This window comes from Ensifer aridi, assembly GCF_002078505.1.
Lineage (GTDB): Bacteria > Pseudomonadota > Alphaproteobacteria > Rhizobiales > Rhizobiaceae > Sinorhizobium > Sinorhizobium aridi.
In genome coordinates, this window is sequence record NZ_LUAV01000013.1 from 1 (window position 1) to 13,313 (window position 13,313).

The 13,313-nt window shown below is 61.7% G+C and carries 17 protein-coding genes; 9 read left to right on the top strand and 8 right to left on the bottom strand.

Translation table 11 applies throughout. The features are described from left to right. Nucleotides 1–69: 69 nt before the first annotated feature. A complete protein-coding gene (locus tag AYK65_RS12685) occupies nt 70–1,578 on the bottom strand; it encodes a winged helix-turn-helix domain-containing tetratricopeptide repeat protein (RefSeq protein ID WP_081158606.1) in 1,509 nt (502 codons plus the stop codon). Between the two features lie 134 nt (nt 1,579–1,712). On the opposite strand from AYK65_RS12685, the gene AYK65_RS12690 reads away from it, so the two are divergent. Both AYK65_RS12690 and AYK65_RS12695 read left to right on the top strand, forming a co-directional pair. Continuing rightward, nucleotides 1,713–1,982, top strand: a complete 270-nt coding sequence (locus tag AYK65_RS12690) for a DUF1127 domain-containing protein (protein WP_234706876.1) — start codon at nt 1,713–1,715, stop codon at nt 1,980–1,982. Between the two features lie 13 nt (nt 1,983–1,995). After that, entirely contained in the window at nt 1,996–3,198 is a 1,203-nt protein-coding gene (locus AYK65_RS12695) for an MFS transporter (RefSeq protein WP_046120951.1), read from the top strand. A 124-nt stretch (nt 3,199–3,322) separates the two neighbouring features. Here the strand turns inward: AYK65_RS12695 and AYK65_RS12700 are convergent, their stop codons facing one another. Both AYK65_RS12700 and AYK65_RS12705 read right to left on the bottom strand, forming a co-directional pair. Further along, nucleotides 3,323–3,748: an ester cyclase gene (locus tag AYK65_RS12700; protein WP_046120950.1), complete on the bottom strand. Its 426-nt coding sequence runs from the start codon at nt 3,746–3,748 to the stop codon at nt 3,323–3,325. Between the two features lie 79 nt (nt 3,749–3,827). After that, on the bottom strand, nt 3,828–4,583 hold the full coding sequence (locus tag AYK65_RS12705) for an SDR family NAD(P)-dependent oxidoreductase (protein WP_026614075.1): 756 nt from the start codon (nt 4,581–4,583) through the stop codon (nt 3,828–3,830). Nucleotides 4,584–4,925: 342 nt separating this feature from the next. On the opposite strand from AYK65_RS12705, the gene AYK65_RS12710 reads away from it, so the two are divergent. The 6 genes from AYK65_RS12710 (at nt 4,926) to AYK65_RS12735 (ending at nt 8,978) form a co-directional block, all read left to right on the top strand. Beyond that, entirely contained in the window at nt 4,926–5,507 is a 582-nt protein-coding gene (locus AYK65_RS12710) for a L,D-transpeptidase (protein WP_026614074.1), read from the top strand. Between the two features lie 189 nt (nt 5,508–5,696). Then, nucleotides 5,697–5,837 carry a hypothetical protein gene (locus AYK65_RS12715; protein ID WP_026614073.1) on the top strand — a complete coding sequence of 47 codons (141 nt, stop codon included), beginning with the start codon at nt 5,697–5,699 and terminating at the stop codon, nt 5,835–5,837. A 166-nt stretch (nt 5,838–6,003) separates the two neighbouring features. Beyond that, the gene (locus AYK65_RS12720) at nt 6,004–6,591 is read left to right on the top strand and encodes a hypothetical protein (protein WP_026614072.1); all 588 of its coding nucleotides are present in this window, start codon (nt 6,004–6,006) and stop codon (nt 6,589–6,591) included. A 143-nt stretch (nt 6,592–6,734) separates the two neighbouring features. After that, nucleotides 6,735–7,322, top strand: coding sequence for a protein-S-isoprenylcysteine O-methyltransferase (locus AYK65_RS12725; protein ID WP_046120949.1), 588 nt, complete (start codon nt 6,735–6,737; stop codon nt 7,320–7,322). A gap of 10 nt (nt 7,323–7,332) precedes the next feature. Beyond that, nucleotides 7,333–8,118 (top strand): hypothetical protein, encoded by a 786-nt coding sequence (locus AYK65_RS12730; protein ID WP_081158698.1) that lies wholly within the window; start codon nt 7,333–7,335, stop codon nt 8,116–8,118. Next, the gene (locus tag AYK65_RS12735; RefSeq protein WP_081158608.1) at nt 8,115–8,978 is read left to right on the top strand and encodes an SDR family NAD(P)-dependent oxidoreductase; all 864 of its coding nucleotides are present in this window, start codon (nt 8,115–8,117) and stop codon (nt 8,976–8,978) included. Before AYK65_RS12730 ends, AYK65_RS12735 begins: the two co-directional genes overlap by 4 nt. Nucleotides 8,979–9,034: 56 nt before the next feature. On the opposite strand, the gene tgt is transcribed toward AYK65_RS12735, so the two are convergent. From tgt to coaD, 5 genes are all read right to left on the bottom strand, one after another. Next, nucleotides 9,035–10,165: a tRNA guanosine(34) transglycosylase Tgt gene (gene tgt / locus AYK65_RS12740; RefSeq protein ID WP_026623152.1), complete on the bottom strand. Its 1,131-nt coding sequence runs from the start codon at nt 10,163–10,165 to the stop codon at nt 9,035–9,037. Further along, entirely contained in the window at nt 10,166–11,248 is a 1,083-nt protein-coding gene (gene queA / locus AYK65_RS12745) for a tRNA preQ1(34) S-adenosylmethionine ribosyltransferase-isomerase QueA (RefSeq protein WP_081158610.1), read from the bottom strand. It abuts the gene before it with no gap. A gap of 77 nt (nt 11,249–11,325) precedes the next feature. Further along, nucleotides 11,326–11,835, bottom strand: a complete 510-nt coding sequence (locus tag AYK65_RS12750; protein WP_026614066.1) for a peptidylprolyl isomerase — start codon at nt 11,833–11,835, stop codon at nt 11,326–11,328. Nucleotides 11,836–11,860: 25 nt separating this feature from the next. Further along, complete coding sequence (locus AYK65_RS12755; protein ID WP_026623150.1) at nt 11,861–12,433, bottom strand: peptidylprolyl isomerase; 573 nt, start codon at nt 12,431–12,433, stop codon at nt 11,861–11,863. 25 nt (nt 12,434–12,458) lie between these two features. Further along, entirely contained in the window at nt 12,459–12,950 is a 492-nt protein-coding gene (gene coaD / locus AYK65_RS12760; protein ID WP_026614064.1) for a pantetheine-phosphate adenylyltransferase, read from the bottom strand. Between the two features lie 213 nt (nt 12,951–13,163). On the opposite strand from coaD, the gene AYK65_RS33470 reads away from it, so the two are divergent. Further along, complete coding sequence (locus AYK65_RS33470; protein WP_026614063.1) at nt 13,164–13,292, top strand: hypothetical protein; 129 nt, start codon at nt 13,164–13,166, stop codon at nt 13,290–13,292. Nucleotides 13,293–13,313: the final 21 nt, after the last annotated feature.

Below are 13,313 nucleotides of genomic sequence, written 5' to 3' on the forward strand. Positions count from 1 at the left end.
CATTTCAACCTGGCCGCCACAGGTGTGTAGCCGGGTGGGTTCAAGGATGAAGTGCGACACGCCGGCGCGTCACTCCGGAAGGCCGGCCTTGCGGAAGCCATCAACGAAATGCTCAAGCGTCGCAGCGTGGCGGAATGGCTCCGTCGTGGCCCAGTGGCGGATTGTGAAATGCGGGTTACCGACGAGGAACAATTCGACCTCTGCGCGCGCCTCGTCGAGCCGGCCCAGCTGAGCGAGGCTTGCCGCCAGGAAGCGGCGTGAGCTTGTACGATACGTCTCGTCCTGGCGCAGTGTCTCGACAGCGGCTTCGTATTCGCCGGCCGCGTATTGCGCTTGGCCGAGCGTCAGATAGTACCAACTTGCCGGAAACGGATTCAGGCGGAACGCCTTTCGAATGTGGTCAAGGCCCTCCTCCACCCGCCCGGCCAAGACCGTGATGTCGGACAATGCCGCCCAGGTGTCGGCCTCGTTCGGGTCGAGTTCAATCGCCTTGGCGAATTCCGCATCCGCCTCTGCGAAGTTGCGCTCGTAGGCCAGCAGGTAAGCCAGGACCCAGCGGCAGCCAGCATCATTGGGATCGAGCGCGACAGCTTTGCGCGCCAGTTCCAAAGCAATGCTGCGGTTAGCTTCAGTTGGTCCGCCCGAATGCACCCATCCCATCCAGTGGTTTATGGCAAGCCAGCGATAGGCCTCGGCGTATTCCGGATCGAGCGAAACGGCGCGCCTGAGCATCAGATGCGCTTCCTGAGCCATCTGCGGCGAATCATCCATCACCTTGCGCGCCCGCACGCAGAGATCGTAAGCCTCGAGATTCTTAGGACGATTGCGCGGCGGCGGTGTGCGCAGCCGGCCGAGTAACGCCTCCACGATCTTGCCGGTGACCTCGTCCTGGACGACAAAGATATCGTCCAGGCTGCGATCGAAGCGTTCCCCCCATAGATGGTCGCCGCTCATCGCGTCGACCAGCTGGGCGTTGATGCGCACGCGTCCCGCGGCGCGTCGTGCGCTACCCTCCAGTAGGTAGCGCACGCCAAGATCCTCAGCGATCGCGCGCACGTCCATCGCCTTTCCTTTGTAGGCAAAGGCGGAGTTGCGTGCGATGACGAACAGGCCGGAGACCCTGGATAGATCGGTGATCAGGTCTTCGGTCAACCCATCCGCGAAGGATTCCTGCTCGGAATCGTTGCTGACATTCACGAAGGGCAGCACGGCTATCGATGGTTTGTCGGGCAGCGGCAAAGGCTCTCGCCTCGCGCCACCGAGCCGTTCGACGGCTCCCGCGAAGCGGTAGCCGACGCGCGGAATCGTGGAGATCCATTGACCACCGTCTGCGGCCGGACCAAGCAGCTTCCTGAGCAGCGCGATCTGGACAGTGAGGTTACCTTCCTCGACGGCCGTGCCAGGCCACGCCGCATCCATCAACTCGGCCTTACCCAGGATTTCACCGGGCCGTCCGACGAGCGCCGCAAGCAGCTTCAGCCCGCGGTGGCCTACGGCAACGGGATCATCGTTCCGAAGCAGCGTTCCCGCACCGGAATCAAGCACGAACGGACCAAAGGCGAAACGTGATCCCCGCATAGGGCGCTCTATAGCCCGTTTAGAAGTCTTTGAGAACTTTTTGGGAGACCTTAATTACCGCGCCGTTCGTATCCTGCAGAATTCAGCCTCTTTCAGGTCTGGGCCCCGGGCCTTCAAACCATGTGGAGGTTGCCATGAACGATACCCCTACCCTTGCGTCGGCCCCGCTTCAGGCGGCGCAGCCGGGAACGCCCGTGGAGCCGGCGGAAGTGTCGCGTCGGCACTACAGCCTGGCGACCCTGCGAAGCATTATCGCGACCTGGGGCGAGCGGATACGCTTTCGCTGGGAACTCGAGCAAAAGTTGAGGGACGATCCCCATTTGATCGACGATATCGGTCTGACGAGACGCGAGGTCGAGGCAGAGATCGCCAAGCCCTTCTGGCAAGTGTCAAACCCTTTATGAGGCGAATGCCGTAATGACACCGGATCGCCAGTTTCCGCGTGCCGCGGTGGCTCGCCGGCACTTGCACAGCACGACATCACCGCGAGAGGATCGGACGCCATGGGCCGCGATGGCGGGCATCATCGCGACCGTCACGGTGTTCGCCTTGGCACAGGGGCTCACCTATCCGCTGCTCAGCTTCATCCTGGAGCGGCAGGGGACGACGCCCGGCCTAATCGGCTTGTCGGCGGCGATGACGCCGCTGGGTTTCATTGTATCCGCGCCCTTCATTCCGCCGCTGGCCCGGCGCGTGGGCGGGGCGCGATTCGCGATCCTGTGTTCGATCCTGGCTGCGCTCACCCTGCTCGCGATTGCCTGGACGCAGGAAGTCTGGGCCTGGATGCCGCTGCGCTTCCTGCTCGGTTTCTTCGCAAATCCGCTTTACGTGATCAGCGAAACCTGGCTGATCTCGATCGCGCCCGCGCCACGCCGGGGCCGGATCATGGGCCTCTATTCATCGATCGTTTCGGGTGGCTTCGCCATCGGCCCGCTGTCGCTCGGCCTGGTCGGCACTGAGGGTTGGCCGCCCTTCATGATCGGCATCGTGGCCTTCCTTCTCTGCGGCCTGACCGTGCTTGCGGTCGTGCCGCGCCTGCCGAAGATGCCGCATGAAGGCGAAGCAACATCGGTCGGCGCCTTCTTCGCGCTGGCGCCGCTCCTCTTGTTTGCGGTTTTCGCCGCAGCCGCCTTGGAGCAGGTCCTGCTTTCGTTGTTCGCGGTCTATGGCGCCGCGCTCGGCAGCGCCGAGGAGCGCATCGCTTCGCTCATCACCTGTTTCATCGCAGGCAATGCCGCGCTGCAGGTTTTGATCGGGCGCTTGGCCGAACGGTTCGGCTCGACGCACACCATGTTATTCTGTGCCCTGGTTTCGCTGGCCGGCTGCCTGCTACTGCCGTCGATCTTCAACTCTTGGCTCATCTGGCCGCTCGTTTTCGTCTGGGGCGGGGTCTCGTTCGGGATCTACACCGTGTCGCTGATCCAACTCGGCGAGCGTTTCACCGGTCAAGCCTTGATCGCCGGCAATGCGGCCTTCGCGTCCGTATGGGGCGTCGGCGGCATCGTGGGCTCGCCCGCGGCGGGACTGGCGATGCAGCTGATCGGGCATCAGGGCCTGCCATTGACCCTTGGTCTGCTGTGCTGTGCACTGGCGCTGTTTCTGATGGCAGAGAGACGGTGAGGCTGATCGAGGCACTTGCCTCGTGCTGCCGGCCTAGATTCTCCACCGGGTGGGTCTGAGGGTAAACGACTTGTGAGAGACAACGCGCCTAGACGCACTGTTCTTCCGAACAGATCGCGAGCGGTCAGCGTGGCTGCCGGCCGACAAAGGGATTGACGCCCATCTGGATGAGCATACCGATCGTGTCCGCCTCGCCCCAGTGTTCAATGATCAGTCCATCGGCGACGCGTTCGATGTTGATGCCTTTGACCTCGATGACCAATCCGGTAGGTTCGATTTGCATCCAAGTTCCCTTGTGCGTTCCTCGGCCGGCCACTCGGGTGACGACTTTGTCGCGTTCGGCGATCAGGTCTTCGATCCTGAGCTCAAAATCCGGAAACGTCTGCAGGAGCGCATCGACGTGCGCGCGTAAGACCTCGGGGCCACGCTCGCCGCTCGGATTGTTGTGATCGACGTACTCCGGATGCACCCATTTTGCCGCGGCAGACAGGTCGCGAAACATGTCGGCATAAAAGCGCGTGACAAGCCGCTTTGTCGCAAGCACGGACATTCGCTAATCCTCTTCGCCCCTCTCGCCGGCTGCCCCTCTCTAAATTTACGAAAGCATCGGCCACGACAGCCAGCCTGCCCTAATGTGCTGTATAGGCTCCGTCGATCGGATGGTAGCTGCCGGTGATGAAGCTCGCCTGTTCGGACAAAAGGAAACAGACGAGTGCCGCCACCTCTTCCGGCCTCCCGCGCCGGCCCATAGGCTGAAGCGCCTCCAGGCGGCGGCTGCTTGCCAGCTCGGAGTGTTCCGACAGAAGCGGCGTTTCGATCCAGCCAGGGCCGACGGCGTTGATGCGGACACCCATCCTTGCGTATTCGATCGCGGCGGCCTTCGTCAGTCCGACGACGCCGTGCTTGGCTGCCGTGTAGGCTGAGGCGGTCGGTAATGCGACAGACCCGAGAATGGAGGACATGTTGACAATGGCGCCGCCCCCGCTTTTCAGCATGGCGGCGATCTCGTGTTTCATGCAGTAGAAGACGCCGTTCAGGTTGACGTCGATCAGCCGGTGCCAGTGGTCGAGCGGATAGTCTGCCGTCGCTTTCCGAGGTCCCTCGATGCCCGCATTGTTGACCGCGAGGTGTAGACCGCCGCACTCCCGGACAGCGAACGCGACCAGTTCCGCTACGGCTCCGGCATCGGCAACGTCGACGCAGAAGTCACCGGCCTTTCCCCCGTTCGCTCGAATCTCGGCAGCCACGCTCTTGGCTGCATTGGCGTCGAGATCGGCGACGACGATTTCGGCGCCCTCGGCGCCAAGTTGCCGGGAAATGGCAGCGCCTATTCCGGAACCGCCTCCGGTTACGATCGCGACTTTGCCTTCGAAGCCAAGCTTCATCGTGTCTCCTTCCTCCCCTACCCAAATCCAGTCGAGCAGACGGGGATGCTTGTCGCAAGAGGTTTCATCCATCGGAGCCGATCGACTTCGTCCCAAAACGACACAGTCTGGCGCCAGACGCGCTCGCCAACAGAATATCTGCCCCATCTCTCCGGGAGGCCTAGCAAAGCGAATCAGCGCAATAGGTTTGCGGACATGGCGACTGCAACTCGAGGGCACCTGTGCGCCCAGGCAACTTTGGACCGCTTCCAGCCGCCATCGGCGTTGCGAGACTTGGCCGGCACGCGCTTGGGTGTTAAACACGAATCCGGTAGGGACTCACAATTAACTCAGCAGGTGAGAATGGAGAACGACCGTATTGCGCGCCGGGCCCTCTTGGTGGGCGGTCTGGCTCTTTTGGCCTCTGGATGTAGCACGTGGCAACCGACAAGGGGCCCTCGCGAAGCCAGAACGCGTATAGCCCCTCAATTCCGGCGGCAGGAAGTGGCCTTTAATGGAAGCGAGCCGCCGGGAACGATCGTCGTCGATACGGAGCAGCGATATCTCTATCTCGTGCAGAACGGCGGTTCAGCGATTCGATACGGCATCGGCGTCGGCGAACAAGGACGTACACTCAAGGGAAGAGCGACGATCGGTCGCAAAGCGGAGTGGCCTTCCTGGACACCGACCGCGAACATGATTCAGCGCAAGCCATGGCTCGCGCAATATGCCGGCGGAGTCGACGGCGGGCTTCACAATCCACTGGGGGCGGCTGCCCTCTATCTTTACCGCGGCGGAAACGACACTATGTTCCGCTTGCACGGAACGAACGAACCGTGGACGATCGGTCAAGCGGTATCGAGCGGATGCGTGCGCTTGACGAACGAAGACATCGTTGATCTCTACAGCCGTGTCCCCGTGGGTACGACTGTGCTGCTCATCTGATGGTGTTTTCCCTAATTTTTCGGTATAAATAACTAAGCCTTGTGTGTTCAGGCGCGGTTGATAACCCGGTAACCATAAAGCGGATATCAAGTGTGTCCTTTCTGCACTAGGCCCGGGCGCAAATCGCCACTATTACTTGGAGTGTTGCCTTCGATAACCCATTCCGACTATTGAGGAAAGGACTTCTTGATGAGCAGAATTCTAGTCGTGATGATTGCGTTGCTTTCGATTGCCGGTCTCACCGCGTGCGATACGATCGGCAAGGGCAAGGGCAAGGCCCCGCCGCCTGCAGAGCCAGTAGCAGCAGAGCCTGCGCCGGTTTATAAGTAACAGGTGACTTTGTGCCGTGGGGAAGTTCTAAGGAGCATTTCCCCGCGGCACGTTATTCAATACTAGATCGGCTCCGAGGCTGACGGCCAAGGGTGCCGGCAGTTATCAGGAGCCGGCCCGAGGTCTGGATTGATCAGGGCTCGGATGATAGAGCGCAGTTAATGAGATGACGCTTGTACGCGGCCGTATATCGCTTGTCGTCTTGCTCGCATTCGCGGCAGTAGCTTGCCAGACGCAAGACAAGGGTCCCCAGCCCGCTTACGTCTCGAGTAGCCCGTATGGCGCGCCGGCCAAGTTGGCATCGCAAACGAGAGAGCGAGGGTACTTCATCGAGTTTCGCTCGCGATATGCACTCAGCTATGGCCACACCTATGTCATCTTCGGGCGAACAAACAAAGCCGGGGCGATAGTTCAACGCGAGGTCGCGGGACTCGCGCCGGCCACCGTTGATCCAACACCCTACGTCGTCGGTCATTTCGTGCCGGTCCCGGCAGAGACCGGCGCGAGCGATGGCGATCTCGAGGAAGAATATCGTTCCGCAAGCTGGCGCGTCATGCTGACGGAAGCGGAGTACAAGAAGGTCGTCGCCTTCATCAGAGAACTGAAGACCAAGTCGCGTTTCTGGCACGCTACGTTTTACAACTGCAATGCCTTCGTGGCGGAAATTGCCCGCTCCATGGGATATAAGACTCCCGGCATCTGGCTTAGGCCACAACAATTCATTACAAAGCTGCGGGAGATGAACGCAGGGTGAGAGCGGCCGGTCACGAGGCTCGTCATCCAGCCGAATCCGAGCGTCGTCAAAGAACGGCCTGTCGAAGGGAGGCCCGGCCACCATCGTCGCCGTTTGGCGCGGCTTTCTCGAATGGTGGCGGGCCTTGGTGAACTAGAGTGAACATGTCGGTAGATTCCATCGGCGAGATCATCTGGGTGCTCGGGATCGTCGCCTGGTACTTCATTCGGCGTCCGTACGAACGTCGGGCGAAGCGCGTGCGCGTCGTAAGTCACCGCCGTTCGCCTTCCGAGATCATCGGGCTCGTCGCAGCGCTGTGCGGTCTTGCGATCTTTCCCGGCTTTTACGTAGCTACCGGCATCCCGGGAGCGGCCGACTACCCTGCCCGCGTCTGGGCAATCACGGTTGGGACGGCAATTTTCTCGCTTGCGATGTGGGTCTTTCGGAGAACCCACAAGGAGCTCGGCCGCAACTGGTCGATTACGCTTGAGATTCGCGACAAGCATGAGCTGATTCGCGGTGGTCCCTATGCCCTTGTGCGGCATCCCATGTACACCTCGTTCCTGCTCATGGGCCTCGGCCAGGCGTTCCTGCTGTCGAACTGGGTCGTGGGGCTGGCGGGCCTGATCGGTTTCGCAGTCCTCTTCCTGTTGAGGGTGAACGAGGAGGAGCGCATGATGTTGGAAATATTCGGCTCTCAATATCGCGACTATATGGAGAGCACCAAGCGAATCATTCCCTACATTTACTAGAGGTGGCATGATGCGAGGCCGAGCTCTCAAGCTTTCGGCGCCGCGGCGCCTTGTCGGGGACCTGATGCGGTTCTCGATGCGCGTGCCACGGGTGAGCGTGCAGCGGCAGATGGATCTCGGCCCGCTCCTGAAGGCGCGAATGGCACAGCCAAGCAGGCCTTCCTGGACGACGCTTTTCCTGAAAGGTTATGCTCTCCTTGCCCTGGAGACGCCCGAGCTGCGGCGTGCTTACGTCAAATTCCCAAGGCCGCAGCTCTACGAATATCCGGCAAGTGTTGCCTCCATCGCGCATGAGCGCGAGTTCCACGGAGAGCGAGTCGTTCTGCTGAGTTCCATCAAGAATCCCGAGCGCCGTTCGATTGCGGAGCTCGGCGCATTGATCCAGGCGGCGCGAACGCGCCCGGTGCTCGAGGTCAAGGAGTTCCGGCGCGCCCTGAAGATCGCCCGCCTGCCGGCGCCGATCAGATGGCTGCTGATGTGGCTCGGACTGAATATCGGACGGCAGCGGGCGCGCCATTTTGGGACGTTCCAATTGTCCGTCTATTCGGGCCTCGGTGCCGAATCTCTGAATCCATTGACGCCCTTGACCAGTCTCCTCAACTACGGCCCGATCGACGAGAAGGGTTTGGTCACCGTCCGCATTCACTACGATCACAGGGTGATGGACGGCGCCAATGTGGCGCGCGCATTGGAGCGATTCGAGAGAATTTTGAACGGCGAGATTGCTGCCGAAGTGCAAAATTACGCCTCGAGCGAGAATGTTCAGGCCGCGGCTGCTTCGGGAGCGCAGACATGATTGGCGAACTCCGGCCAGCGGTCGTCGTGGTCGGCGCGTCCCGCGGCATCGGCAAGGCGATTGCCGAAGTTGCTGCCGCGGATGGCGCAACGGTGGTTTTGGTCGCGCGCTCGGCCGAGGGATTGGCGGCGGCCGCCGCCGATATTCAAAAGACTCGCGGCGAGGCCCTTACACTCGCCTTGGATCTTGTGGCCCAGGACGCTGCAAAGCGTCTCGAGGATTTCCTTTCCGCAAACGGCCTGATCTGCGACGTTCTGGTGAACAGCGCCGGATACGGCCTGCGCGGCAGCGCGACGCTATTGCCTGTGGAGGAACAAATCGGAATCGTCGATCTCAACATCCGCGCCGTCACCGATCTCACGCTGCGCTTTCTGCCGGGCATGGTAGCGCGCGGCCGTGGCGGCGTGATCAATCTGGGGTCGGTCGCGAGCTTCACTCCCGGCCCGTACATGGCCTTGTACTATGCCAGCAAGGGCTTTGTGCGCTCCTTTTCCGAGGCGCTTCATCAGGAATTACGCCGCACAGGGGTGACCGTCACGTGCGTCGCTCCGGGACCGGTCTCGACGGAGTTCCTTGCGACGTCCGGCGCCAATCGGGCTGCGCTGTTCAAGGTCTTGCCAAAGCTGGATGCATCTTACGTCGCCGAACGCGCCTGGCGCGGGTTCAAATCCGGGCGCCGCCTCGTCGTGCCAGGCATATCGGCCAAGTTGACCACTCTTTTGGCGTCGATGATGCCTTCCGCAGTTCTCCTGCCCTTGATCGGCCGCTTGCAGCGTCGGAGCAATGATCCCTGCCCCTGCGGCTCGGGAAAAAAGTTCACGTCATGCTGCGGTGCCCGTCGCGGCGCCCGCACGGGATGAGAACTTGGGTGGCTTGCGTCGTCTGCAGGCGCCCTGCCGGTCCGCAGCTTAACCGTTCACACCGGCGGCAGATCGCCGCGTTGCCAGCCCTCCAGGGTCTCCGCCATGAAATCGGCGTAACGCCCCTCCCCGATCGCCTTGCGGATGGCGGCCATCAATTCCTGATAATAGGCGAGATTGTTCCAGCTCAAGAGCATGCCGCCGAGCGATTCGTTCGAGCGGATCAGATGGTGCAGGTAGGCGCGTGAATAGTCGCGCGTCGCCGGGCAGGATGATTGCTCGTCGAGCGGGCGCGTGTCTTCGGCATGGCGGGCATTGCGCAGGTTGATTCGTCCGAAGCGGGTGAAGGCAAGGCCGTGACGACCGGAGCGGGTCGGCATCACGCAGTCGAACATGTCGACGCCGTGCGCGACGGATTTCAAAATGTCGTCCGGCGTGCCGACCCCCATCAGGTAGCGCGGCTTTTCTGCAGGCAGTGCCGGGCAAGTCACGTCCAGCATGTCGAGCATGACCTCCTGCGGCTCGCCGACGGCAAGGCCTCCGATGGCGTAGCCCTTGAGGTCCAGGTCCTTGAGCACCTGCGCCGAGCGTTCGCGCAACTTCGGAATGTCGCCACCCTGCACGATGCCGAACATCGCCTTGCCCGGCTGGTCGCCGAAGGCGATCTTGCAGCGCTCCGCCCAGCGCAGCGACATCTCCATCGCGCGCTCGATTTCCTGGGGCTCCGCCGGCAACGCGATACATTCGTCGAGCTGCATTTGTATGTCGCTGTCGAGGAGGCCCTGGATTTCGATCGAGCGCTCGGGAGACATATGATAGAGCGCGCCGTCGACATGGCTCTTGAAGGTTACACCCTGTTCGTTGAGCTTGCGCAGACTGGAGAGCGACATCACCTGGAAGCCGCCGCTATCGGTCAGGATTGGCCGCTCCCAGCCGATGAACTTGTGCAGGCCGCCGAGCCGGTGAACGCGTTCGGCGCCCGGGCGCAGCATCAGGTGGTAGGTATTGCCGAGAATGATATCGGCGCCGAGCTCGCGCACCTGGTCGAGATACATCGCCTTGACCGTGCCGACGGTTCCGACCGGCATGAAGGCCGGCGTGCGGATCGTCCCGCGCGGCGTCGAGATCTCGCCGCGGCGAGCGTTGCCGTCGGTCGCAAGCAGCTTGAATTGAAACGTCTCGGTCATTCAGTCTTTCCGGAAAAGCAGGCTTGCATCGCCATAGGAATAGAAGCGATAGCCGGTCGCGACGGCGTGTGCATAGGCGGCACGCATCGTATCAAGGCCGGCGAAGGCCGAGACCAGCATGAACAATGTCGATCTCGGTAGGTGGAAATTGGTCATCAGCATATCGACGGCGCGGAAGCGGTAACCCGGCGTAATGAAGATGCCGGTCGGTCCGGACCAGGGACGGATGGTGCCATCCTCGGTGGCCGCGCTCTCAATCAGCCGAAGCGATGTCGTTCCGACGCAGACGATGCGACCACCGCGCGCGCTGACGGCATTCAGCTTCTCGGCGGTTGCCGCGTCGACATGGCCGATTTCCTCGTGCATCACATGATCGTCGGTATCATCCGTCTTGACCGGCAAGAACGTCCCGGCCCCGACATGCAAGGTCACGAAGTGGCGCTCGACACCGGCTTCGTCAAGCCTGGCGAAGAGGCGGTCTGTGAAATGAAGTCCTGCGGTTGGAGCCGCGACCGCCCCCTCTTCCCGCGCATAGATTGTCTGGTAGTCGGTTCGGTCCTGTGCATCATCCGCCCGCTTCGAAGCGATATAAGGCGGCAGCGGAATATGACCGACGGCCATGATCGCTTCGTCGAGCACCGGGCCGGAGAGATCGAAACGAAGCGTCACTTCGCCGGCATCGCCCTTCTCCTCGATCGTCGCCTCCAGGGAGCCGAGGAGGCAGGCATTACCGCCGTGGCCGAAGCTGATGCGGTCCCCCGGTTTCAGCCGGCGCGCCGGACGCGCGAAAGCCTTCCAACGGTCGGGCGCGATACGCATGTGCAGTGTCAACGAAACCGGCGTGCTTATATCTTCGCCGCGATGGCGGATGCCCTCGAGCTGCGCGGGGATGACCCTGGTATCGTTGAATACCAAGGCATCGCCGGGTCTCAGCAACGACGGAAGGTCGAGAACGCCATGGTCGCTGAGGGCCGGCTCACCCTGCGGCCGCACGACGAGCATGCGCGCGCTGTCGCGCGGGCTTGCGGGCCTGAGCGCAATGGAGGCTTCCGGCAGGTCGAAATCGAACAGGTCTACGCGCATCGAAGATGTCAAACAAAAGCAAAACCCGCCCCGGCGGCTCTGCGCGCGACCAGGGCGGGTCTGTGCATTAGCCCAAATCAGGCGTCGGCGGCAACCCGCATCGACACGATCGAGTCGGGATCACGCACCGGCTCGCCGCGCTTGATCTTATCGACGTTCTCCATGCCTTCGATGACCTGACCCCATACCGAGTACTGCTTGTTGAGCCAGGGAGCGTCGGTGAAGCAGATGAAGAACTGGGAGTTCGCCGAGTTCGGCATCTGGCTGCGTGCCATCGAGCAGGTGCCGCGCACATGCGACACATCGGAAAACTCGGCCTTGAGATCCGGCTTGGAGGAACCGCCCATGCCGGCGCGTGCCGGGTTGAAGCTCTCGCTGCCGGTCTTGCCGTATTGCACGTCGCCGGTCTGGGCCATGAAATCTTCGATCACACGGTGGAAGACCACGCCATCATAGGCGCCTTCGCGCGCCAGTTCCTTGATGCGGGCGACATGGCCCGGAGCGACGTCCGGCAGCAGCTCGATCACCACCCTGCCCTTTGTGGTTTCCATGATGATCGTGTTTTCCGGATCCTTGATCTCGGCCATGGTTCTTCTCCTTCTGTTTTCAGTCTTACCTGCCGACCTTGACGCTGATCATGCGGTCTGGATCGGTGACGGCGCCATTATTGGCATCGTCACCACGCTTGATCTTGTCGACATTCTCCATGCCTTCGACGACCTTGCCGACGACCGTGTACTGTCCGTTGAGGAAGTCGCCAGGCGCAAACATGATGAAGAATTGCGAGTTGGCGCTATTGGGGTCCTGGGAGCGCGCCATGCCGACTGTGCCGCGCTCGAAGGGAACGTTGGAGAACTCGGCTGGCAGGTCGGGCTTGGAGGAGCCGCCCGTTCCTGCGAGCTCAGCCTGGTAACCGGCCTTCATGTCGCCATACTGCACGTCTCCGGTCTGGGCCATGAAGCCCTCGATGACGCGATGGAAGGCGACGTTGTCGTATTCGCCGGCGGCAGCGAGCTCCTTGATCTGCTGGACATGCTTCGGCGCGATGTCAGGACGCAGCTCGACGACGACGGGCCCGTCCTTGAGCTGGATCGTAAGGATGTTTTCGCTCGACTGCGCCAGGGCGCCTCCCGTCAAAGTGGCGAGCGCGAGGGCGCCTGCGAACGCGAGTTGGAGGATTTTCATGGAGTCTCCTTGCCGTGATGTGAGCTTACTTGCGCTTCGCTTGCAGCGCCTCGTGGACCGCCTTGGGAACGAAGGCGCTGACGTCACCGCCCATAGCCGCGATCTGCCGGACCAATGTGGCCGTAATGGGCCGGGATGCGGTGCCTGCCGGCAGAAACAGGGTCTGAATATCGGGCGCCATCTGCCGGTTCATGCCCGCCATTTGCATCTCGTAGTCGAGGTCCGTCCCGTCCCGCAGGCCGCGCACCAGAAGGCTTGCCCCGTGCTGACGGGCGGCGTCGACCACAAGATTGTCGAAGGAGACGACAGCGATGTCCGCTGCCCTCTCCGGCAGCAAGTCGCTGAGCGAGCGGCGGATGAGATCCGCCCGCTCCTCGAAGGAGAAAAGCGGGGCCTTTCCCGGATGGACGCCAATCGCCACGATTACTTTCCCTGCGACGTTCAACGATTGGACGAGCACATCCAGATGGCCGTTTGTGATCGGATCGAAGGAGCCGGGATAAAAAGCCGTGGTCATTGCGCCTGTTTCCGTTTGGTGAAGCCTTTTGTCATGGACGACGGCGAACCGCAAGGCTCGTGCGATGTTCCCGGGGAAACAGCGGCACAGAAAGAATGAATGCTAGATGAACGCAACGTTCAAGAGGGCTTCATACCGGAAGTTGTAATGTGAAGCCACAGTGACGGAACTTTTTTCAAGCGCGTGCCGTTTAGCGATGGAAGGGAGACGGCGATGGGATTGGCTCTGTTTTCGGTGGCGATGTTCTTCGCAATGGTCGTTGCGACTATCCATGCACTTCGCGACGAGGCTCGCGAGCCGACGGCCGTGCCGGTGAGAACCGATCGACTGCGGCGCAGATGACGTGATCGGGCGCCTGTCGTC

Bases quoted from the DNA above. Each gene is read 5' to 3' on its own strand.
- AYK65_RS12725 (WP_046120949.1), top strand. From the start codon at position 6,735: ATGTCGGTAGATTCCATCGGCGAGATCATCTGGGTGCTCGGGATCGTC.
- AYK65_RS12695 (WP_046120951.1), top strand. From the start codon at position 1,996: ATGACACCGGATCGCCAGTTTCCGCGTGCCGCGGTGGCTCGCCGGCAC.
- AYK65_RS33470 (WP_026614063.1), top strand. From the start codon at position 13,164: ATGGGATTGGCTCTGTTTTCGGTGGCGATGTTCTTCGCAATGGTCGTT.
- queA (WP_081158610.1), bottom strand. From the start codon at position 11,248: ATGCGCGTAGACCTGTTCGATTTCGACCTGCCGGAAGCCTCCATTGCG.
- AYK65_RS12705 (WP_026614075.1), bottom strand. From the start codon at position 4,583: ATGAAGCTTGGCTTCGAAGGCAAAGTCGCGATCGTAACCGGAGGCGGT.
- tgt (WP_026623152.1), bottom strand. From the start codon at position 10,165: ATGACCGAGACGTTTCAATTCAAGCTGCTTGCGACCGACGGCAACGCT.
- AYK65_RS12685 (WP_081158606.1), bottom strand. From the start codon at position 1,578: ATGCGGGGATCACGTTTCGCCTTTGGTCCGTTCGTGCTTGATTCCGGT.
- AYK65_RS12750 (WP_026614066.1), bottom strand. From the start codon at position 11,835: ATGGCCGAGATCAAGGATCCGGAAAACACGATCATCATGGAAACCACA.
- AYK65_RS12710 (WP_026614074.1), top strand. From the start codon at position 4,926: ATGGAGAACGACCGTATTGCGCGCCGGGCCCTCTTGGTGGGCGGTCTG.
- AYK65_RS12700 (WP_046120950.1), bottom strand. From the start codon at position 3,748: ATGTCCGTGCTTGCGACAAAGCGGCTTGTCACGCGCTTTTATGCCGAC.
- AYK65_RS12720 (WP_026614072.1), top strand. From the start codon at position 6,004: ATGACGCTTGTACGCGGCCGTATATCGCTTGTCGTCTTGCTCGCATTC.
- AYK65_RS12735 (WP_081158608.1), top strand. From the start codon at position 8,115: ATGATTGGCGAACTCCGGCCAGCGGTCGTCGTGGTCGGCGCGTCCCGC.
- AYK65_RS12755 (WP_026623150.1), bottom strand. From the start codon at position 12,433: ATGAAAATCCTCCAACTCGCGTTCGCAGGCGCCCTCGCGCTCGCCACT.
- AYK65_RS12730 (WP_081158698.1), top strand. From the start codon at position 7,333: ATGCGAGGCCGAGCTCTCAAGCTTTCGGCGCCGCGGCGCCTTGTCGGG.
- AYK65_RS12715 (WP_026614073.1), top strand. From the start codon at position 5,697: ATGAGCAGAATTCTAGTCGTGATGATTGCGTTGCTTTCGATTGCCGGT.
- coaD (WP_026614064.1), bottom strand. From the start codon at position 12,950: ATGACCACGGCTTTTTATCCCGGCTCCTTCGATCCGATCACAAACGGC.
- AYK65_RS12690 (WP_234706876.1), top strand. From the start codon at position 1,713: ATGAACGATACCCCTACCCTTGCGTCGGCCCCGCTTCAGGCGGCGCAG.